The organism is Streptomyces sp. NPDC006463 (genome assembly GCF_042870715.1).
GTDB lineage: Bacteria > Actinomycetota > Actinomycetes > Streptomycetales > Streptomycetaceae > Streptomyces.
Genome location: NZ_JBIAHP010000049.1, coordinates 1 through 18,672, shown reverse-complemented (window position 1 = coordinate 18,672; position 18,672 = coordinate 1). Strand labels below are relative to the sequence as shown.

Annotated in this window: 19 protein-coding genes and 3 pseudogenes; 11 read left to right on the top strand and 11 right to left on the bottom strand. The window is 68.0% G+C overall.

Annotated features, from left to right (window positions below):
* Positions 1–63: 63 nt before the first annotated feature.
* The 5 genes from ACFYOB_RS40435 to ACFYOB_RS40415 form a co-directional block, all read right to left on the bottom strand.
* Complete coding sequence (locus ACFYOB_RS40435; RefSeq protein WP_388569765.1) at positions 64–231, bottom strand: hypothetical protein; 168 nt, start codon at positions 229–231, stop codon at positions 64–66.
* Between the two features lie 269 nt (positions 232–500).
* Positions 501–800, bottom strand: coding sequence for a hypothetical protein (locus ACFYOB_RS40430; protein WP_388569763.1), 300 nt, complete (start codon positions 798–800; stop codon positions 501–503).
* 751 nt (positions 801–1,551) lie between these two features.
* Positions 1,552–2,082 (bottom strand): hypothetical protein, encoded by a 531-nt coding sequence (locus ACFYOB_RS40425; RefSeq protein ID WP_388569761.1) that lies wholly within the window; start codon positions 2,080–2,082, stop codon positions 1,552–1,554.
* A 268-nt stretch (positions 2,083–2,350) separates the two neighbouring features.
* Entirely contained in the window at positions 2,351–2,653 is a 303-nt protein-coding gene (locus ACFYOB_RS40420; protein WP_388569759.1) for a hypothetical protein, read from the bottom strand.
* A 970-nt stretch (positions 2,654–3,623) separates the two neighbouring features.
* Complete coding sequence (locus tag ACFYOB_RS40415; RefSeq protein ID WP_388569756.1) at positions 3,624–4,355, bottom strand: ricin-type beta-trefoil lectin domain protein; 732 nt, start codon at positions 4,353–4,355, stop codon at positions 3,624–3,626.
* Positions 4,356–5,310: 955 nt separating this feature from the next.
* Between ACFYOB_RS40415 and ACFYOB_RS40410 the strand changes: the two genes are divergently transcribed.
* From ACFYOB_RS40410 to ACFYOB_RS40370, 9 genes are all read left to right on the top strand, one after another.
* Entirely contained in the window at positions 5,311–7,074 is a 1,764-nt protein-coding gene (locus ACFYOB_RS40410) for a hypothetical protein (RefSeq protein WP_388569753.1), read from the top strand.
* Positions 7,075–7,661: 587 nt separating this feature from the next.
* Positions 7,662–8,180 (top strand): hypothetical protein, encoded by a 519-nt coding sequence (locus tag ACFYOB_RS40405; protein ID WP_388569751.1) that lies wholly within the window; start codon positions 7,662–7,664, stop codon positions 8,178–8,180.
* A gap of 3 nt (positions 8,181–8,183) precedes the next feature.
* The gene (locus tag ACFYOB_RS40400) at positions 8,184–8,345 is read left to right on the top strand and encodes a winged helix-turn-helix domain-containing protein (protein WP_388569749.1); all 162 of its coding nucleotides are present in this window, start codon (positions 8,184–8,186) and stop codon (positions 8,343–8,345) included.
* Positions 8,342–8,887: an IS630 family transposase gene (locus ACFYOB_RS40395; RefSeq protein WP_388569747.1), complete on the top strand. Its 546-nt coding sequence runs from the start codon at positions 8,342–8,344 to the stop codon at positions 8,885–8,887. Before ACFYOB_RS40400 ends, ACFYOB_RS40395 begins: the two co-directional genes overlap by 4 nt.
* Before the next feature lie 302 nt (positions 8,888–9,189).
* Complete coding sequence (locus ACFYOB_RS40390) at positions 9,190–9,450, top strand: transposase (protein ID WP_388569745.1); 261 nt, start codon at positions 9,190–9,192, stop codon at positions 9,448–9,450.
* Between the two features lie 52 nt (positions 9,451–9,502).
* Positions 9,503–10,024 carry a transposase gene (locus ACFYOB_RS40385; RefSeq protein WP_388569743.1) on the top strand — a complete coding sequence of 174 codons (522 nt, stop codon included), beginning with the start codon at positions 9,503–9,505 and terminating at the stop codon, positions 10,022–10,024.
* 152 nt (positions 10,025–10,176) lie between these two features.
* Complete coding sequence (locus ACFYOB_RS40380) at positions 10,177–10,695, top strand: MarR family winged helix-turn-helix transcriptional regulator (protein ID WP_214935062.1); 519 nt, start codon at positions 10,177–10,179, stop codon at positions 10,693–10,695.
* A gap of 146 nt (positions 10,696–10,841) precedes the next feature.
* Positions 10,842–11,315 (top strand): hypothetical protein, encoded by a 474-nt coding sequence (locus ACFYOB_RS40375; RefSeq protein WP_388569741.1) that lies wholly within the window; start codon positions 10,842–10,844, stop codon positions 11,313–11,315.
* A 113-nt stretch (positions 11,316–11,428) separates the two neighbouring features.
* On the top strand, positions 11,429–12,283 hold the full coding sequence (locus ACFYOB_RS40370) for an NmrA family NAD(P)-binding protein (protein ID WP_388569738.1): 855 nt from the start codon (positions 11,429–11,431) through the stop codon (positions 12,281–12,283).
* A gap of 881 nt (positions 12,284–13,164) precedes the next feature.
* On the opposite strand, the gene ACFYOB_RS40365 is transcribed toward ACFYOB_RS40370, so the two are convergent.
* The 3 genes and pseudogenes from ACFYOB_RS40365 to ACFYOB_RS40355 all read right to left on the bottom strand — a co-directional run.
* Positions 13,165–14,145 (bottom strand): GNAT family N-acetyltransferase, encoded by a 981-nt coding sequence (locus ACFYOB_RS40365; RefSeq protein WP_388569736.1) that lies wholly within the window; start codon positions 14,143–14,145, stop codon positions 13,165–13,167.
* Positions 14,146–14,187: 42 nt separating this feature from the next.
* A pseudogene (locus ACFYOB_RS40360) lies at positions 14,188–14,863 on the bottom strand (IS256 family transposase); the annotation flags it as partial.
* 63 nt (positions 14,864–14,926) lie between these two features.
* A pseudogene (locus ACFYOB_RS40355) lies at positions 14,927–15,088 on the bottom strand (CoA ester lyase); the annotation flags it as partial.
* Positions 15,089–15,213: 125 nt separating this feature from the next.
* Here ACFYOB_RS40355 and ACFYOB_RS40350 point away from each other — a divergent pair.
* Both ACFYOB_RS40350 and ACFYOB_RS40345 read left to right on the top strand, forming a co-directional pair.
* Complete coding sequence (locus tag ACFYOB_RS40350; RefSeq protein ID WP_388569734.1) at positions 15,214–15,405, top strand: hypothetical protein; 192 nt, start codon at positions 15,214–15,216, stop codon at positions 15,403–15,405.
* A 456-nt stretch (positions 15,406–15,861) separates the two neighbouring features.
* A complete protein-coding gene (locus tag ACFYOB_RS40345) occupies positions 15,862–16,779 on the top strand; it encodes a hypothetical protein (RefSeq protein WP_388569732.1) in 918 nt (305 codons plus the stop codon).
* A 90-nt stretch (positions 16,780–16,869) separates the two neighbouring features.
* Here ACFYOB_RS40345 and ACFYOB_RS40340 read toward each other — a convergent pair.
* From ACFYOB_RS40340 to ACFYOB_RS40330, 3 genes and pseudogenes are all read right to left on the bottom strand, one after another.
* Positions 16,870–17,687 (bottom strand): annotated as a pseudogene (locus ACFYOB_RS40340) (transposase); the annotation flags it as partial.
* Between the two features lie 208 nt (positions 17,688–17,895).
* Positions 17,896–18,072: a group II intron maturase-specific domain-containing protein gene (locus ACFYOB_RS40335; protein WP_388569730.1), complete on the bottom strand. Its 177-nt coding sequence runs from the start codon at positions 18,070–18,072 to the stop codon at positions 17,896–17,898.
* A gap of 167 nt (positions 18,073–18,239) precedes the next feature.
* Positions 18,240–18,563, bottom strand: a complete 324-nt coding sequence (locus ACFYOB_RS40330; RefSeq protein WP_388569727.1) for a reverse transcriptase/maturase family protein — start codon at positions 18,561–18,563, stop codon at positions 18,240–18,242.
* Positions 18,564–18,672 lie beyond the last annotated feature (109 nt).

The window sequence follows — 18,672 nt, the reverse complement described above, 5'->3', positions numbered from 1 at the left end:
GGCGCATCCTCCGCAAAGCCCGCTGCAGCCCCACCGGACTCACGTCAATCGCCAGAGCCATCCTCACCCTGGAGACTCATCGCTGAAAACGCTCACTGTCGTACGGGTGCCCCCGATCATCCGGGCCTCGTGCGACTCCATCGCCATGTACGCCGAGGCCCGGCCCCTCGCCGCGACCGCCTTGGCCAGGCTGTCCCCCAAGGCGGCCTCCAGCCCGGCGACCGCCGCCATCACCACCACTTCGGGTACCGGCCGAGCCCGGGCGAACTCAGTGAACGCTGTGGAGGCCTCGCTTCAGGAAGCAGCCGGTGTGCCGCCCTCCCGCAACGGCAAGCTCCGCATCTGCTCCACCCTGACGTCACCGTCCCCGACCCGCCCCCTCGCCGGGCGCGGCGGCCTGCCGGTGCGCGGGAACCGCGGCCTCAGCCGGCGCCTGCCGGCCCGGGGCCTGGGGGAACCCCTTGCCCATAGGGAAGGGGTTCCCCCAGATCCGGAGGCCATCACCTGCTGCCTGCGGCCCCGGTGGAGCGGGCTCCGCAGGTTGCGGCGCAAGGGGTTACCGGCGACCACCGTACGTAGAGACCGACGACCGCCAGGTAGAGCGTGGCCGCGGCGATCCCGACCGCGAGGGGGTTCGCCCAGTGCGGAGCGACCCGCACGAAGGCCGTCGAACCGGCCGCGATGATGACCCCGAACACGGTCAGCGGCACGGCACGGTCCCGGCGCAGCCGGGCGATCTCCTGCTGGTACCGGTCGGACACGGGTCCGGCAGGTTCCTGCCCAGGCAGAGTAGAGCTCATTTTCGGAATTCCTTCGATCCGTACACCGTCGGGCGTCGCGGCCCCTTCACAGATAAGTACGGAGAAGCCGTCCATTTGTTACACCCGCACCCAGGATGATTTCCCCGGAGGGCACCGTAACCACCACCGTTGCCCTCCGCTCCGCAGGTAGGCGGGGCGGGCAACGGCGAAATGACCGTGCGTCGCAGGCACGGCAACACTTCCAGGGCAGAACAAATCAACCTCTGATATCCCCAAGTGCATATTGTGCGCACTTTAAATCTCATGGAGACCTGCTGAAATCTACTCTCTGCAAGCATTCTTGAATGCTTGCATGAAAGAAACTCTGGATTCGGCTGATGTTCTGCGCTGCCCACAGATCCTGAGGCAGAGCAACCATCAGCGCTGCGACCTCGCTGGTACCGCGGCCTGGCCGTGGCAGTGAGGCACGCTCATGCAGGACTACTGCCGCAGCAAGCTCCGGCAAGTCCCCGTCCCAGCCGACCTGCCAGCGTGAACGAAGCTCTGTCCTGTCAGAACTCCACCTGTTCGCCCAGCGTCTGGCGCAACCAGCACCAGAGGGAGGAGGTAAGCAGCGCCGAACTGTTCCTAGCCGCTGCCGGTGCCCACGCCAGGAAGAGACCTCGGTGGAGGCAGCAGTGGCCTCGGCTGTCGCTCGTGGCATGCCGCATCCGGAAGCCGGGAACCGCCTCCCCCCGTGGATCAGCCCAAGCCACCAGCATGGAACTCAGAAGGCTCCAGTCATGCAGGCCTACAGCGCGCCGAGCCCATCGCTTGGCCCCCACCAGAGCCAGCTCGCCGCCATCCACCGCCACCAAATCCTGCCTTTGGCCCGACGCCCAGCGGCAAGAAGCCCGGCGCTGCCCATGCCTCTGCCAGCAGCACCAGGCAGGAACCAGCGCCCTACAACTGTCTGCGACCCGGCACGCAAGGTGTCCAGGCCAGACTCCGGCTTCACACCGGAATCACCGGAGCTGCTCTCCGCAGCAGTATCCGGTCCACCATCGGCGCCGGGATCATCAGAGCTGTCCACCATGGAAAGCATCCGCCGGAACTGCTCATCAAGCTCTTCCGGTGTGTATTCAGGAACCTCCGGAGTAGCAAGAAACCTTCGGTATTCGTCGATGAATTCATCCGCCAGGGGCTCATCGACTCCCCCGCATTCCTCCACCCCCTCCTCCCAAAAACCCCGTTCACTGTCTTCCGAATCAATTCCCCCATCGACGCCGACTGCCATAGCCCATTCCACTGCAACAGGAATGAATTCCTCGTCGTACTTCATGGGGGCCTTTCCTGCTCCGGTGTTCTCCGGAGCCATCTCGGTGTGCTTCTCTCTGGACTCCTCGCTCGGTGTCATCGCGCGTCGCCCGCGTCGCTCTTGCGGATCTTGCTGATCTGGGCCCGTGCCCGGGAGAGCGCCGTCCGCATTGCGCCCGGGGCCACGCCCAGGTACTACGGCGCAGCCCGCCACTTGTTACACCCCCGACCAAAAAGTCTTCAATGCATGCAGGGCACCCGCCAGCGAGACCCAGACGAGTGCCCCGCAGGAACTACCGAGCGCGCCCTGCCCCCGGCGCGGCGGCACGGCGGTGAACGGGTACTGCGGGCTCGGCCGGGGCCGGCTGTCCGAGGGCGGCCCCCGCGGGGGTGGTCGTGGGTCGGGAGCGGGCCGCTGCCGGGGAGACCCGGACACCGGAGGCGGCGGGCGCCAACGGCGGCACCGCCAGGGAGTACAGAGTCGCATCGACAAGGCGGCCCACCAGGGCGGAGCCCGAGGCCTCCTTCCAGGACGTGTCGGTGGCCAGGCGGGCCAGCTGGCCAGCCACGGCCTTGGCGCCGTCGTTCTCGCCCATGTTCTACATGCGGGCGGCCAGAAGCGGCCGCTGGCGGGAGCCGATGACGAGGCACGCTTCATGCTCGGGCAGGACGTCCCTGACCATCGACACCATCTGGGAGTGCGCGCCGGATGCACCTTCAGCTGTTTCAGGGCGCGGGTCCGGTCGCCGAGGTCGAGGTCGCGGGGGACGTTCAGGCCTTCGGTCAACGGCCCCCAGGAGCGCTTCGCATCCGTGCTCGCGGGCGGCGCCCACGGATCGACGTCTTCCCGCACCGGCGTGGCAGGCGCAGCGGCGGGGCCGGCAGCAGGAGCGGGTGCGGTGCCGGGAGCAGGAGCAGGCGCGGGGACCCGGGCGTCGGCCAGCCCCGGAGCGGGGGCGGACCCCGGAGCGGCAGTCGCGGCCGGGACGGGAGCGGGCGCCGTCGACTGGGCGGCGGCCGCGGTGACGGCCTGGTCCACGCCGACCCCGGCCGCGTGCGCGTCGGTCAGAATCCGGGCAACGTCGATACCGCGGGCGTCGAGGTGGCCCACCGCGGCCGCGATGCCCAGCCACGCCGGGGAGGCCAGGATCGCGTCACGCATCAGGCCGCCTGGCATCGTCGCCTTCAGGAGGTCGGCCCACCGGTGGGTACCCTCCGCCTTCGTCCGCGCGATGTTCGCCGCGACGGCCGTCCGGAGCACTCCGCCCAGACGCTTTGCCCGGACCGTCGTCCAGGCGCACCGCCGCCATACCCCCTCCGCCATCGTGCCGCGACGCATCCGGTAGACCTCCTCCCGGCGCACCGCGCGCACACCCATGCCGGTCACCCGCCCCCACGTCGCGCACAGACCGCACGACCCCGCCACCGGCGTGCTCGCGGCTAGTTCGTGGGGAGGGCGCGCCGGGCCGCCTCGGCGCCGCTCTGTCGGGGCACCGGCCGGGCCCGCTGCCTGCCCGCGGATTCTCACCAGCCGCCCGACGCATTTCCCTCACCTGTGTTGGGCGGTCAGAGGCCGAGGGGCGTGCCGCGGAACTGCTGGTAGGGGCGGGCGTCGGAACAGTCCCGGATGACGAGGCGCAGCATGATGAACATGTTGTCCACGTCCACGCACTTGCCGGAGTGGACGCCGCGCAGCTTTCCGCCGGGGAGCAGCTCGAACTGCTGGTTGCCGGCGCCATGGCAGGAGTTCAGGCCGATCGGTGAACCGTTCTCGGTCTTGGCGTACTGGACGTCCAGGCAGTGGCCCATGGAGCGGACGGTCTTGTCGGCCTCCAGGGTCCACAGCTGGTTGATGCCGCCGTTGCACTTGTAGAGCTGGACCGGGGCGCCGTCCTTCGTGCTGCCGTCCTTGACGTCCACGCACTTGCCGTTGGCCACGCTGATGACTGGGCCGGAGCCGGCCGGCGGCGGCGGGGTGCAGTGGATCTTCACGAAGGCGGTGTACCAGCCAGGGAAGCTTTCGATGGGGAGCGGGACCTCGGTGACCTTGCAGAGGTTGAGCGGGTAGCCTTCGGCCGAAGCCTGACTGTAGGCCGACTGGTAGGCCGCCTCCGTGGCGATGTTGAGGGGGCCGTAGCCCGTGCCGAAGAAGTCCTTCGGCACGGTGGGCACCGAGGTGGCGACAGTCTCGGCGACTGCGGACTGCGGCAGGGCGGCAGCTGCGGTACCGGATGTCATCACGAACAACGCTGCGAGAGTGGCCATGATGGCAGCCACGAGCGTGCGGGCCGATTTCATTGTGGGTTCCTTCCTTAGGTTAACAAGGCGCGTGCTGAACAGGGGTCGAGAGGGCAGTGCAGGCTGCCGAGCACCGTGCACGTACTGCCGGAGGAGGGGTCCCATCCGCTCTCCGACGGGCACGACGCTACCGAGGGAACAGGCCGCTGGAGTCTCAAGAGGGTCTCAACCCATCTGACCGATATCGGCTCTGAATGATCGTCAGAAGTTTGGAGGGCCGGGCTGGGCACTGTCCTGGCGCCGGCTGCGGCCTCGACTGCGTGGTGGGTGTTTCCGCCACCCTCTCGGCCCGGCTCCGGCGAACCCGCGTCAGGGGCCGAACCGCACTCCGGCCCCGGCGCGGTAGCCCGATCCGCCGCGGCCGATGGAACAGCTGGTCGACACGGCGGGGCCGGAAGGCAGCCAAGCCGGTGCAGCGGCGTGACGGCTCCCGGCCTGCCGGACTGCAGCGGATGCCTCGCGGTCGGCACACCGGCAGCGTCGGCCCCTCGGCTGTCCTACGGGACCTCGCGTCAGCCGGCCGCATCTGCAAGATCACCGGCCCCATGCTTGCGTCGCGGCGGTTCAGGTGCCGCCAGATCTTCCGGGCGCGGTAGACGCGGTAGTTGGCCCGTACGCCTGGATGATCAGGACTTTGAGCTCGGCATCGCGAAGGGTGCGATCTTGCTGTCGTGCGCCGTCAGCACGCGGCAGATCGGCTCGACGCCGCCGAAGGGGTGCTTGTGCACCGATCGTCAGCCCCTACGGCAAACCGACTTCAAAGTCAGCAACAGACCTGAATTGACTCGCCTGTTGACCGACGATCGCCAACGGTGCAGGATCACCAGGCACTGTCCGGTGCAGTGGCCGCGGAGTTGTCCGCCGTCCCGATCCACGATGGAGGAGAACCACCGTGCACTGCGCATCCCTTCCCGATGTGACCGGCGCAGACAGGCGTCGGTAGGGCAGGCCATCCGTGATCAAGAGGGCCGAGGGCCGTACGGCCGCGATGAAGGCGGTACTCGACACGGTGACGAGACCCGTGGTGATCAACCTCGTGGGTCCCGTCGGCTGCGGGAAGTCGGCGATCCTGGCCGAACTCGCCACTGCGGTGCCCGTGGTGGACGACGTTCACAGCGAGGACGATGTGGCGCGGCTCGCGCTCCCAGCCGACGGTCCGGTCGTGGTGGCCAGTCGCCGGCCTCTGCCGTCGTACCGCGCGTGGCGTCCGGGAGCCCAGGTGATCACTGTCGAGGCCGGGCCGTGGCCGGACGAAGAGATCAGCCTGCTGGTGGACGGGTTCGCGTTCCCCCAACCGCATCTGCGCGAGGGCGTGCTGCAGCTCGCGGGAGGCAACGCACTGCTCGCCTCGGCTCTTTGCCGGGCCTTGCACGCCGCACCGGACGGCGGTCCGGGCGTGCTCGATGCCGCGGCCGACGCCGCGGCGCGCGAGGTGTGCGAGCGCCTGGGTGGCGAGGCGGCCGGGATCGAGCGGGCGCTGCTGCTCGTCGCGGCCGCGGGGCAGTGCGATGTCGAGCTGCTCAGCCAACTCGGAGAGAACGGGACGGTGTTCGACCGCCTGCGTGCCTGCAGCGTGGTGGTCCCGGGCGCGCTCGGGCTGGCCGTGGCCGAACCGTTTCGCACCGTCTTCGACCAGGCTCTGCGCTGGCGCACGCCTGTGGCCTACCGCTCGGCGCGGACGCTGGCCGCCGCGCACCACACGCGGCTGCTGCCCGCCGAGCACAGCGGAGCGACCCGCAGCAACCGGATGGCCGGGGCGCTGTACGCCTCGTTGGACGGCCCGGTGCGGCGGTTGTTCAGCCCGGTGACGGCGCCCGTGCACGTCCGTCCGGCCCGTGCCGACGATGCGTCCGACGTCGGCAGGCTCGTGCGCCTGTGGGCGGAGCGTGGCGGCATGGACGTCCGGCGCTCCGAGCGGCTGCTCGGCTCGTTGCTGCACGGCGTACCCGATGGCCTGCACGTCGTGTGCGACCGCGAGGACCGACCGGTCGGACTCAGCGCCACCGCGCCGATTTGCGACGCGACCATGCCGGTCCTCGAACCTCTGCTCCAACAGCACGCGGACGCCGTGTCCGGCGGCGGGCTCTTCATCGGGCTGGCGATGTACGAGGACCGGCAGGAAGCGGCCCGGTCGGCGCTCTTCCGGCACCTGCTGTCCACTGCAGTCGACCGCGGCCGGCTGGTCACCTCGACGCCGTCCGTCGAGTACCAGGCGCTCTACGAGCACGTGGGGGTCCGCGCGCACGGGCAGCTCCGCCACGACGTGTATGGCGGAGGCTCGGTCTGCCGTGTGTACTCGCAGGACTTCGCCGCCGCGGGCGGCGTGCCGCCCTGGCTGGAACGGCTGAGGACCCGGGCCCCGGCCCCGGTGCTGCCCGACGACGCGGCCTGGTTCAACCGCCATGTCCGTCAGGCGCTGGAGGGCCTGCACCGCCCGCAGCAGCTCGCCCGCAGCCCGCTGCTGCCCGTGGTCGGCGACCCGGCCGCACTGCGCGAACTCCTCGAATCCGGCGTGCGGCACCTGGTGGAGAGCGCCGTCGCCACGGAGGCGGAGGCCGGGCGCATCCTGTCGCAGTACTACGTGGAGCGGGGTGGCGGCCATGACTTCATCGCGATCCGGCTGCACATGAGCCGGGCCACGTACTTCCGCAGACTCAACCAGGGCCTTGCCCTGCTCGCCACCGCCGTCCTCGCCAGGTGCAGGCAGACGGGTTGCTGAGATCAACGGGCTACCGACCGAGCCCGGCTCCCCGGCGTAGCGCTGCTCCAGGAACGCGAAGTAGTGGTCGATCAACGTGATCTTCTTGCGGTTCGGCGAGTGCGCCCGCTTGCCTCGGCCCCGCGACGTACTGGTCCAACGCCCCCGGCGTCAGCTGCCACGGCACGACCCCCGTAGAAGGAGCAGACCTCGATGACGGGCTGGACCAGCCGCTCCAGCGTCGTCGCGGCAAGACCGGCGACGTCCCGAGCCCAGCAGTACTCCGCCAGCGTGTCCTGAAACAGGGCCGGCTCATCCTCCGGCGACGCCCCCGGCCGCCGTACGACGCTGCATCGTCAGGACGTCGGCCAGAGACTCCTCACGGCCGGCCATCTCCGACCGTGCGCTGCTCCCACCGATCAAGGTAGAGCGACGAGTCCCGGTATCTGCGACAAGCACGCAAATTACGAGTGGAACTCCATGAATCCAGGAGAAACAGGCAAATCTTCACACGATCGCGTGCAACACCGAAGTCCACCCTTGACCTGCGCCAACAAGCCGAGCGCGTCCTTACGAGCCCTGCAGGAACCCGACGGAACTCCACCAGGATGCTGGCCACGATGGCGGCCGCCGTGACCGAGCCCGGTGCCACCACCGTCCTCGAAGCTGGCCAGGTCCAGCGCTGGTTGCGGCCGCGCCCCGTCGCAGCCCTCCACCAGGTCGGACCCGCCGCCGCGGCCAAGCTCAGTACCTACGGGCTGCACACCATCGGCGACCTCGCCGACGCACCCCTGTCCGTCCTCACCCGTATTTTCGGCGCCGCCACCGGCCGCGCCCTCCACGCCCACGCCCAGGACCTGCGCACCGTGCAGACGCAGCCGATCGCAAGGCCTGTGGGCGCGGAGCGGAGCTACGACCAGGACGTCCTCGATCCCGCCGAGCACCGACGGAGCCTTCTGGAGCTCGCCGAGGAGCTCGGCGCCCGGCTCCGCGACGAACAGCAAACGGCCGGCAACCGCACCCTGTCCGTCCGGTATGCCGACCGCTCCACCAGCAGCCGTATCCGTACGCTGCCCGAACTCACCGCCCGCACCCGGCCGCTCGGCACCGCGGCGTACGAGCTGTAGCGTGTGACGGGAGTGGTGCTGTCGAGGGCGTCGGTCTGGCGGTTGCTGACCGGCCGGCTCGGATGGAGTCTGCAGCGTCCCGAGCGGCGGGCGGTGGAGAGGGGCGAGTCGGAGATCGCCCGTTGGATCGCGCACGAGTGGCCGCGGATCAAAAAGGGGCCATGAACACACGTGCCCGGATCGTGTTCCTCGACGAATCAGGCGTCTCCCTGCTGCCTCAGATCCGCCGCACCTACGCACCCCGAGGTCGGATCCCGCTGTTGCGGCACCGGCTGAACTGGAAGCGGGCGTCGATGGCCGGGGCCCTGGGATACCACTCCACCGACCCCGGTCGGCGGGCCCGCCTGTGCCTCCATCTCAAGCCTGGCAGCTACGACACTGCCGCCCTCATCGAGGTCCTGGAGCAGATGAAGGTGTGCTACCGCGGCGAGCGGGTGGTCCTGGTCTGGGACGGCCTGTCCGCCCATTGGAGCCGCGCTATGCGGGCGTGGGTCGCCGACCAGGACTGGCTCACCCTGGAGCGATTACCCGCCTATGCTCCCGAGCTCAACCCGGTGGAGCTGCTGTGGTCCTCACTCAAGAAGCGTGAACTCGCCAACCTCGCCGGCGACCACCTCGCCGATGTCGCCGACGCCACCGAGCAGGCATCCACCGCATCAACCACAACCCACAACTGCCATGGTCGTTCCTCGCCCACACCGGCCTGACCATCCACCCACCACACCCACCGAACTTACGAAAAGATCAGTAGTAGCCGTTGTTCTATCGAGCATGGTGTGCGTGTGGTTGCCCGGCCGGGTGGTCTTCCGGTGCTCTGGGCATGAGGCAGGGCCTCCCGAACAGCTCATGGGTGTCGAATCCAACCGAGCGTCAGGAGACCCTGGTGCTGCAGCCTTTCGTGCTGTCCACCATGTCGTCCAACCCGTCTTCCCGGAGGTGTGACTGCCTCGCCGACGTGTACGGGAACGCAAGCGATCGTCCAGGCCGGGAGCCCCGGTATCCCTCGGACATGACGGACGCGGAATGGGCTGAGGTCCGTGCCGCTCGCCCCGTTCCGGGCTGGCTCGAGGGACGGGGCGGACAGCCGGAAGGCTACTGCCACCGCCAGATGGTCGACGCGGTCCGTTACCTGGTCGCGGGCGGTATCACGTGGCGGTCGATGCCAGCGGACTTCCCCGCGTGGGACCGCGTCTACGCCTTCTTCCGACGCTGGCGCGACAAAGGCCTGACAGCCGAGTTCCACGACCGGCCTGAGAGACCGGATCCGTGAAGCGGCCGGCCGCGACCGGGAGCCGACAGCGGGCATCATCGACGCTCAGTCGGTGAAGGGCGCCTCCTCTGTGCCGACCGCGACCAGGGGCTTCGACGGCGGCAAAAAGGTCAACGGCCGCAAGCGTCACATCGTGGTGGACACCGTCGGTCTGATCTTGACCGTCGTGGTCACGGCGGCCTCCGTCACCGATCGGGAGGCCGGGCAGAGACTGCTGACCCGGCTGCACGAACGGCATTGGCGCATCACGCGGGTCTGGGCGGACGGCGGCTACACCGGCCAACTTGTCGACTTCGCCCGCAGCATGCTGCGGATCGCGCTGACGGTGGTCAAACGCAACGGAGACACCACCGGCTTCGTCGTCCTGCCCAAAAGATGGCTGGTGGAGCGCACGTTCGCCTGGTTGATGCGCTCACGCCGCCTGGGCCGCGACTACGAAAGCCGAACCGACAGCGCCGAGGCGATAATCCTCTGGTCGATGAGCATGGTCATGAGCCGCCGCCTCGCCCAGCGACGACGCCGAACAAGCCCGGACGCTGTTCTGCCAGCCATCCACGCGCGGCCAGGCGCTTGACCTTCGACCGCACACCCTCCACCTTCGCGGGCACAGGCTCCAGTCTTACTGCCACCGCGAGTTCCCGACAGTCCATCGCCACGGGATCCGCCTCACTGCTACCCGTCAGAGTTGCCTTGACAGCCCAAGTGGTTAGCTGCCATATTATTTGCATGACGAGGGACGGTATCGATGGCGAGGCACCCACGCTGGACCAGGCCAGGCGGCAGGTCGAGCACTACGGCCTGGAGGTCGATCCGCAGGCGGTGCTCGTCGCGGTGCGGCTGATCTCGGCGGGCGCGAGGGTCGGCCGGGCGGCCGAGGCGCACTTTGCCAGGTTCGGCCTGTCGACGGGGCGCTACCGCCTGCTCGCCGACCTCGAAGACCACGGCGGGGAGAAATCCCCCTCGCGCCTTGCAGTCGACCTCGATGTCTCCAGGGCCACGGTCACCGGCCTGCTGGACGGCCTTGAGCGCGAGGGCCTGATCGCCCGCCGCCCGTCCACGGAGGACGGCCGGGGCACAGTGGCCGTCCTGACCGCGCGCGGGGCGCAGCGCCTACGCGACATGGCGTCCGAGCATTTCGGGCGGCTAGAGGCGATGGTGGGCGGGCTTTCCGTCGAGGAGCGTGCGGTGTTCCTGGACCTGCTCGCCCGCGTCGTGCGCGGCAGTGCGGCCCTGGCCGCCGACTGACCCGGCTCTCAGCTGGTTTGGCCCCGCCCTCCGGGTAGGGCCCTTTTTACGAGGCAATAGTTAGCTGCCTAACCATATTGCGGAGTAGGTCTGACGCCCCCGCCGCAACCCTTTGCTTCCCTCACACGAACGAGAAAGAGGCCAGCATGCCCGCAACGAAGGACAGAACCAGCCGAAACCGGGCAGCCTCCCGGCCATCCCGGCCGTTCACCCTGTGGCGCGAGGTACTGACCGCCTACGCCGCCCCCGCACTGATGGCCGGTACCGCCGGAGTCATCACTGGGCAGCAGAACCTGGCCGTGGCCGCCTGCACCTCCATCGCCGGCACCTCCGCCGTGGTGGCGTTCCTGGTCGGCACCTGGCTGCGGCAAGGCGGGCAGCCCCGACGGTGGACCACCACCACGCCGCGCGTCGCCCTGACCGCCGCACTCGTCATCACCGCCGCCGGCGCGGCGGCCCTGCTGGGATGGTTCACCGCCCAATGGCTACCCGCCCACACCCCGATCCCCGCCGCCCCATGGCTGGAGCGCCTGCGCATCGACCTGCCCGTCTCCGCAGCCCTCGCCACCACCATCGTCACCCTGCGCTGGCGCAGCACCACCACAGCATCCCCGACATAGCCCACCCCAGCACCGGGCCCCCCGCCCCCACGAGCCCAAGCCCGACCGAGCCCACCCCGGCAGCACCCGCCGCCGGGAAGTCACCAAGGAATGAGCACACGATGATCGTTGTCATGGGAGCGACCGGAGCGACCGGGAACGCCCTGCTCCACAGCCTCCGCGCACTCGGCACCCCCGTCCGCGCACTGACCCGTACCCCGCACAGGCCAATCCCCGGCATGACCGGCGCACACCAACCGCCCGTCGAGGTTCAGTACGCCGACGCCACCGACCCCCACTCCCTGCGCACCGCTTTCAAGGGCGCCGACCGGCTCTTCCTCGCCATGGCCAACAGCCCCGCACAGGTCGAACTCGAAACCCGTGTCATCGACATCGCCGCCCACACCGGCATCGGACACATCGTCAAGATCTCCGCACCCGCCGCCGAACCCGACTCCCCGGTCGCCATCTCCCGCGGACACCACGCCGTCGAGGAACACCTGCGCGCCAGCGGCCTCGCCCACACCATCCTGCGCCCCTACGCCTTCATGCAGAACCTCCTGCGCCTGGCCCCCACCGTCGCCCAGGGCGTCATCCTCGGCACGACGGGCGACGCGCCCTGCAACTACATCGACTGCCGCGACATCGGCGACGTCGCCGCCGCCGCCCTCACCAGGCCCGACATCGCCCGCGGCACCCACACCCTGACCGGACCCGAAGCCGTCTCCTACCCCGCCCTCGCCTCAAGACTGACCACCCTGACCGGCAATCAGATCCGCTACGTCAACCTCACCCCGGACGAACTGCGCGACAACCTCATCCACAACGCCCACATGCCCACCTGGCTCGCCGACCACGTGACGGAGATCCAGCAACTCGCCATTACCCGACCCGAAACCCCCACCACCACCGTGAACGACATCCTCGGCCGCCCGCCCCGCACCCTCGACGCCTTCCTGCACGAACACCACACCCACTTCCGCCGATAAGACGCCGCCTCAAGCCTGGTCACGAAACTGCGAACCGTCCCGCCGCACAAGGCAGATGATCAGTCATCCGCTCGGCGGTGGGCGAAGCGGGTGAATCTCCGCCCGGCCGGGCACACGTGGAGCCGATACGCCACTGGAGATCACACACGGTCACCGGGTCGGTTGGGTTCCTCGGGGAACTGGTGACAGTTGAATATGCGAGCCCACCAGTAAAGCGCCGCTACTCGATCACCAGAACGGCCGGACAACCACTCCTCGATCGTCATGTGTCGGCAAGGAGGCGCGCCGCCGCTTCAGTGAAGCGGTTAACAGCGCCTTCCAGCTTGGCATAGAGGTTTCGAACGGTGTGCCCGGCATCGCCTGGAGTTCTGCCGGGCCTGCCTGGCGAGGTCTTCCACCACGTCATTGATCTTGCGAGCCTCGGAGTACAGCTGAAGCCCAGACAACGCAATCAGAGGCATCTGGAGGGCGACACGGTCAGCTTCCCGATGAACGGCATCAGCCCACTCTTGGTCTAGATGGGATTCGTTGATCGGTTGAACCCAGATTCCCCGGTGGCCCGGCGGAGGAGGGACTTGCTCATGTCGGTAGGTGCTCTTCCTTCTTGGATTCGTGGCCTGCATCCCGTAGGTCGCGGTGAGGAGCGCTGCGAACGCCTCTCGCTGTTCCTGCCGGGGTGCCTGCTGCCGCTGGCGACCATGGTTGAAGCGTGCTGCCCAAGCCGTGACGAATGCAGTCAGTGCCATTCCTGAGACACCGATAGCCGCACCCACTAGTCCTACAGTCGCCTGATCCATTCTCGGACCCTAGGGCAAGCCCGAACCATGTGGGGAGGCATTGTCAAATCCTGTGGATGACCCGACAGCCCAATGGCCGATCGATCAAGCAAGCGGCTTTCGGTAACGGACGTACTCGTTCTGCTGCCGGAACCCCACACTCTCGTAAAGGTCGTAGGACCGGTGCGGATTTGCCGTGCCCGTGAACAGCCGGGCGGTCGTTGCACCCTGCTCGCGAAGGCTCCGCAGCCCGTCCAGCAGCAGAACCCGGCCGATTCCGAGGCGTCGCTGGTCCCTCCGGACACTCAGCTCTTCCACCTCGCCCACGGCGTGGTCGTGACGGCGGATGGAGCACAGGGCGACGCCGACCATGTCCTTCCCGTTCCAGGCAGCCCTCCAGCATGCCGGGTCGGCGGTGTCAACAAAGTCCTGGAAAGGCCATCTCTGAGTGAAACCGGTGTCCGCGTACGAATCGACGACCGTCCTCCAGGCTGCACGGTAGTGGCTTGTCCCGATCGGCCCTGTCCGTATCCCGGCTGGCAGTTCGCTGCCCTCGGGCACCCGCTGCAGATCGCCTAGTTCCAGCTCGACCAGGCTGAAGACACGTCGGTAGCCGGCTGCGCGCAGAAGTGCCGTGGCGTCCTGCTCGGAGGCCATGGCGTTCGCGCCGATCACTGCCGTCCGCGCCGTTCCGTGCTGTTTGACGAGCTGGCGGATGCGCGCTTCGGCCCAGCTCAGCATGGCTGAGCCGATGCCCTGGCCGCGATGCTCGGGCAAGAGGAAGCCGCGGTGCAGGTACAGCCACGTATCGTCCCGCTCTTGCCACCACCGGATCGTCGAGTAGCCGACGACGCTCCCGTCGAGCACCACCAGGATCTGGTTCCTGGACGGCTCCTCCAACTTGGCAGAAGCTTCGGCGATCTCGGCCGCTGTCGGGAGCCCTTCCACAACCGAATGGACATCGACCCGGTCCCGTTCAACACACCCCAGCCGCACCGCGGCCATGGCGCCGTGGTCTTCGTCGCCGCGATACGGCCGGAACCCGAAGCCGACTGGAAGGGCCTGTCCTGCCGTGCCATCCAACATGACCGGATGTTCTCGAACTTCGAGGCAGGTCCGCCACCCTATTCACGCTGCGGTCGTCTTCGGCCGTTCAACAAGCTGGCCGCGTTCAAAGCGGGCCCCTGCGCGGACGAGGGCAACGAGGTGGGGTGCATTCACGGCGCGCCAGCGGGCCTGGGCGGACTCGACGAGCTTGAAGACCATCGCCAGGGCGGCGGCCCAGGATCCGGCGCCCTTGGTGACCTTGGTCCGCAGACGGACGGTCGCGAGGTCGACTCGATGGGGTTGGTTGTCCGCAGGTGGATCCAGTGCTCGGCGGGGAAGTCGTAGAACGCCAGCAGCTCATCCTCGTCATCGACGATCTTCTTGACGGCCTTGGGGAACTTCGCGCCGCACTGCTTGACGAACGCCTTGACCGCGGCGGCCGCGTGCTCCTTGTCCTCGGCGTTGTAGATGTCCTGGATGGCCTTCTTCGCCGCAGGCTGAGCTGACTTCGGGAGGCTGTCGAGACAGTTGGCCGTTTTGTGAACCCAGCACCTTTGGTGGCGGGTTTCGGGGAAGACCTCGTTCAACGCGTTCCAGAAACCCAGGGCTCCGTCGCCGACGGCGAGGACGGGAGCGCGCATGCCGCGCCGCTGGCAGTCCCGCAGCAGGCTCGCCTCGGACTCCGAGGACTCACGGCACCGTCGGCCATCGCGATCAGCTCCTTGGTTCCGTCCGCGCGCACGCCCATGACGACCAGGACCGCGGCCCCGAGTTCCTTGGCCCGTTCGGCGTCGCGGCGCAGGGTGTCGGGGTCGTCGAGTTCCCAGGTGGGGGCTTCGAGGGCGGGGATGTTCGCGGCGGTGGCGGCGTTGATGAGGGCCGAGCGGGCGTAGTGGAGGGCGTCCCAGCCCAGGCCGCAGCGGACGGAGGCGGCGTAGTCGGCGGAGCCGAAGATGACGCCGCCGAGGCGGGGCGCGCGCATGATCTCGGCGGCGTGGTCGAAGGCGCGGGGGCTTTCGACTCACCCCGCACGCCGACGCCATCGTGGCTCTCGCTCGGCGCCTGGACGTCGAGGACCCCCAAGGCCCGAGCGCCGTCCTTGAGATTGTGCGCTACTTCAACGACGAACCCATTCGGCAGGACCATGCCCTCAGTGACGCCCCCGCCGAGGCCCCGAAGCTGTTCGGCTGGCATCTTGGCCGCGACGTGCTCGGCTTTCTCCACCACACCGGGGCCGTCCTCGATGTCGATGAGTACGACCTGACTCAGGACTATGCCGACGACGATTCTGCCTCCTGAGCATCAGACCACCTACTTCAATTGCACCTTCGGCATAGTCGCGGTCTCGGCATAGGTCGATGATGATGAGGTCGCACGAGCAATTCGCCACCGTGATCCTCGCGCGGGTCGGCCCCACCACCTGTCGACAGCTCGGCTCTTCGCGGCGAGCGCCGTAGGCGGTGCGGCCGCGGGCGGCGGCCCGGCGCTGGTGGGCTTCGAAGGACAGCCGGCCGGTTGCGGTGTCCCAGACGACGAGCTCACCGTCGTGGACCAGGCCCTCGGGCAGGTCCTCGGCGGCGGCCATATCGAGAAACCAGTCCCCGTCCAGCTTCTGTAACTTCCGGAAGTTGTCGGCGATCTCCCCCCGCTTGTTGCGGCACGTGGCTGGTTTCCTGCCCGCCTCCTTCCCGTACTGCCCTGGGGTCACCGACCCTGACCGGATAGCGGACCTGAGCTATACGAGGAGGGACCGGCATGAGCGGGATGCGGAACAGGGGACACGGGAACGTCGATGCCGACGGCTCGCAGGGATCGCAGATCCCCGTCCCGGAGGGTATGACAGCGTTCGACGACAGCTACGATCAGCCGGATCCTCGGGCCTATTTCCGGTCATTGGGTCCACTGGAATACCAGACACCCCATCACGGACAGAGCATCTTCCGGCGGGCGGTTACGGCCCGCACGCGGACAGCCCGCGCGACACAACAGCCGGTGACCGTGCTGGACATCTGCTGCTCCTATGGCATCAACGCCGCCCTCCTCAACCATGAGGTGACACTGGCCGACCTCTATGCCCACTACACATCACCCCAGGCCACCGGGCTCACCACAGCCGAACTGATCGAATGGGACCGCAGCTACTACGCGGCTCGTCGACGCCATGATCCGGCCCGGGTCATCGGATTGGACATGGCCACGAACGCCATCTCCTACGCATGCGAGGTCGGCCTGCTGGAACAAGGCTTCGCTGAAAACCTCGAAACCGCGCCCCCCTCTCCGTCTCTGCTTCGCACCGCTCGGCACGCCCGCCTGATCACGATCACCGGAGGCGCTACCTTCCTGTCCCCCCGCACCTTCCAACCGATTCTGGCCTGTGCCCAAGACCCGGTGTGGGTCGCGGCCTTCGTCCTGCGGACCACCTCGTACGAGTCCATCGCCGCATGCCTGGCCGCGAACGGCCTGGTCACCGAGAGGTGCACCACGCACACCTTCCGGCAACGACGCTTCACTGACGCGAACGAACAGCGATACGCCGTCCAAGCGGTGACCGCGGCCGGCGATGACCCGTACGGGAAGGAGACCGACGGCTACTTCCACACGACGCTGCACTTGTCGCGCCCTCCTGAAGACGCGACGGCATTTCCGCTGAGCGACCTGATGCCGCACCCGTGAGCCAGCCCTGCCACACACACCCCGGGCTCAGAAGCGGGACTGTAAATCGTTCGGCTCTGTCTCACATTCGGTGGTGACGGAGGGAGGGTGTTATCGGAGGAGGATGCGGTGCCGGAGCAGGGGGAAGCCTGCTCTCCCGTGCATCTGGCGGGCCATCCGCTTGGTTTTGGTGTTGGTTCCCTCGGTCGGGCCGTTGCTGTACGGAAGTGTGACCGCGGCGATAACAGCGTCGCGGTCTCGTTCGAGGCCGCGGGTGAAGGCGTGCAGGTGCGGCAGGTCGGCGGTACGGACCTGGGAGATCCAGCGATCGAGGCGTCGGCGTTCTCGGGCTGGGGTTTCAGGAGCGGGGCGAACGCCCGGACGGTGGTGGTCAGGTGAGTCATCTCGGGGCAGGCAGCGGTCAGCCGGTCCAGGAGATCGCGATGCCCGGCCTTCAGGTTGTCGGGCCTGGTCAGGAGCATCCGGGCGAGTCTGCGTGGGGAGATGTGGCTGCGGTCGGCGTCCGCGCGGCCTTGGTTGATGTACTTGTGCAGGAGGTTGAGGCAGCCGGTGAAGCCGAGGGCCTTGATCTCTTCGAAGAGGTGCTGGACGGGGACGGCAGGGCCTTCGGCCCGGCGTTTACGCAGGTGCTCACGGTGGGGGTCGACGAGGCTGGACCGGTATTTGGGGACGCGGAGCATTCGCTCAGGTCGGTCGGCTCGGGCATAGCGTTTGACGGTGTTCAGGGCCAGCTGCAGGCGGCGGGCGCATTCGAGGAGGCCCACGCCCTGGTCGAGCAGGCCGTGGACCTGGTGCCAACGTTTCAGCGTGGTCTGGGCTCGGGGCCCGTCATAAAGAGGGGTGTCGAGCACGGTGGCCCAGCAGGTGCTGTGTGCCTTCACCTCGTCCAGGGCGGCTTCGCTCAGGTTGTTGGGTCGGGTCCAGGCGCGGTTCCTGGATTGCTCCAGGACCGTTTCCCGGACCCGCCCGCCGAACCCGGCGTGCGACTTTCACCGCACCGGGCTCTCCACGAGATCATGCCGTTGCGGCTCGGTCACTGCGTCCGGCCAGCTCCCCATCCTTGCGGAGTGTGGAGCCATCGCCGGATGGCCTTCCACGTCATGCGGTTGCGATGCATCACCCAGTGCACGACCCTCCACCGTACGAAGGTGCCAAGGCGTGACAGGGTGTGCTTGGCGACCCGTGCTCGAAGTAGTTGGCCCAGCCGCGCTGGATCTGGTTGATCCGGATCAGCGCGATCCTGTAGTCGAGATGCGACAACCTGAGGGTCAGTGACTTGATCTTCCGTTTCAACGCCTCGACCGGCTTGTCGGCGATGAAGGTGTAGACGTACCACTTATCCGTTCCCCGCTTGCGATTTCACACGATGCGGAATCCGAGGAAGTCGAACCCGTCGGCCAGGTGGACGATCCGGGTCTTCGACGGCGACAGGACCAAACCCATGGTTGCCAAGACCTCACTCACCGCCCGCGAAGCTCTTCGACGTGTGCTCTGGTCCCGTGAACCATGACGACGAAATCATCCGCGTAGCGGACGAGTCGCCAGGTGCTCAGGCGATGTTTCCGTCGACGTTCGCGATCCCGCCGGGTTGCCATCGTGTTCGTCCACTGCTCGGCGGCAAAGTCGTCGAGTGAGGACAGGGCGATGTTGGCCAGAAGGGGTGAGAGGATGCCTCCCTGGGGCGTCCCGGAGGTGGCTTCGTTCCGTTCGCCGAGCTCGGTCATGATCCCGGCCTTGAGGAACGCCTTCACCAGCGCAAGCACCCGCTTGTCCTTCAGCCGCATCCGGACACGGCCCATAAGAGGTCCTAACAGAAGCCGTTGATCATGTGACCTTCGGTTCGGATGTTCGTTGGTTTGGCCGTGGGGAAACGTCAGTCGCGGCCGTGGATCG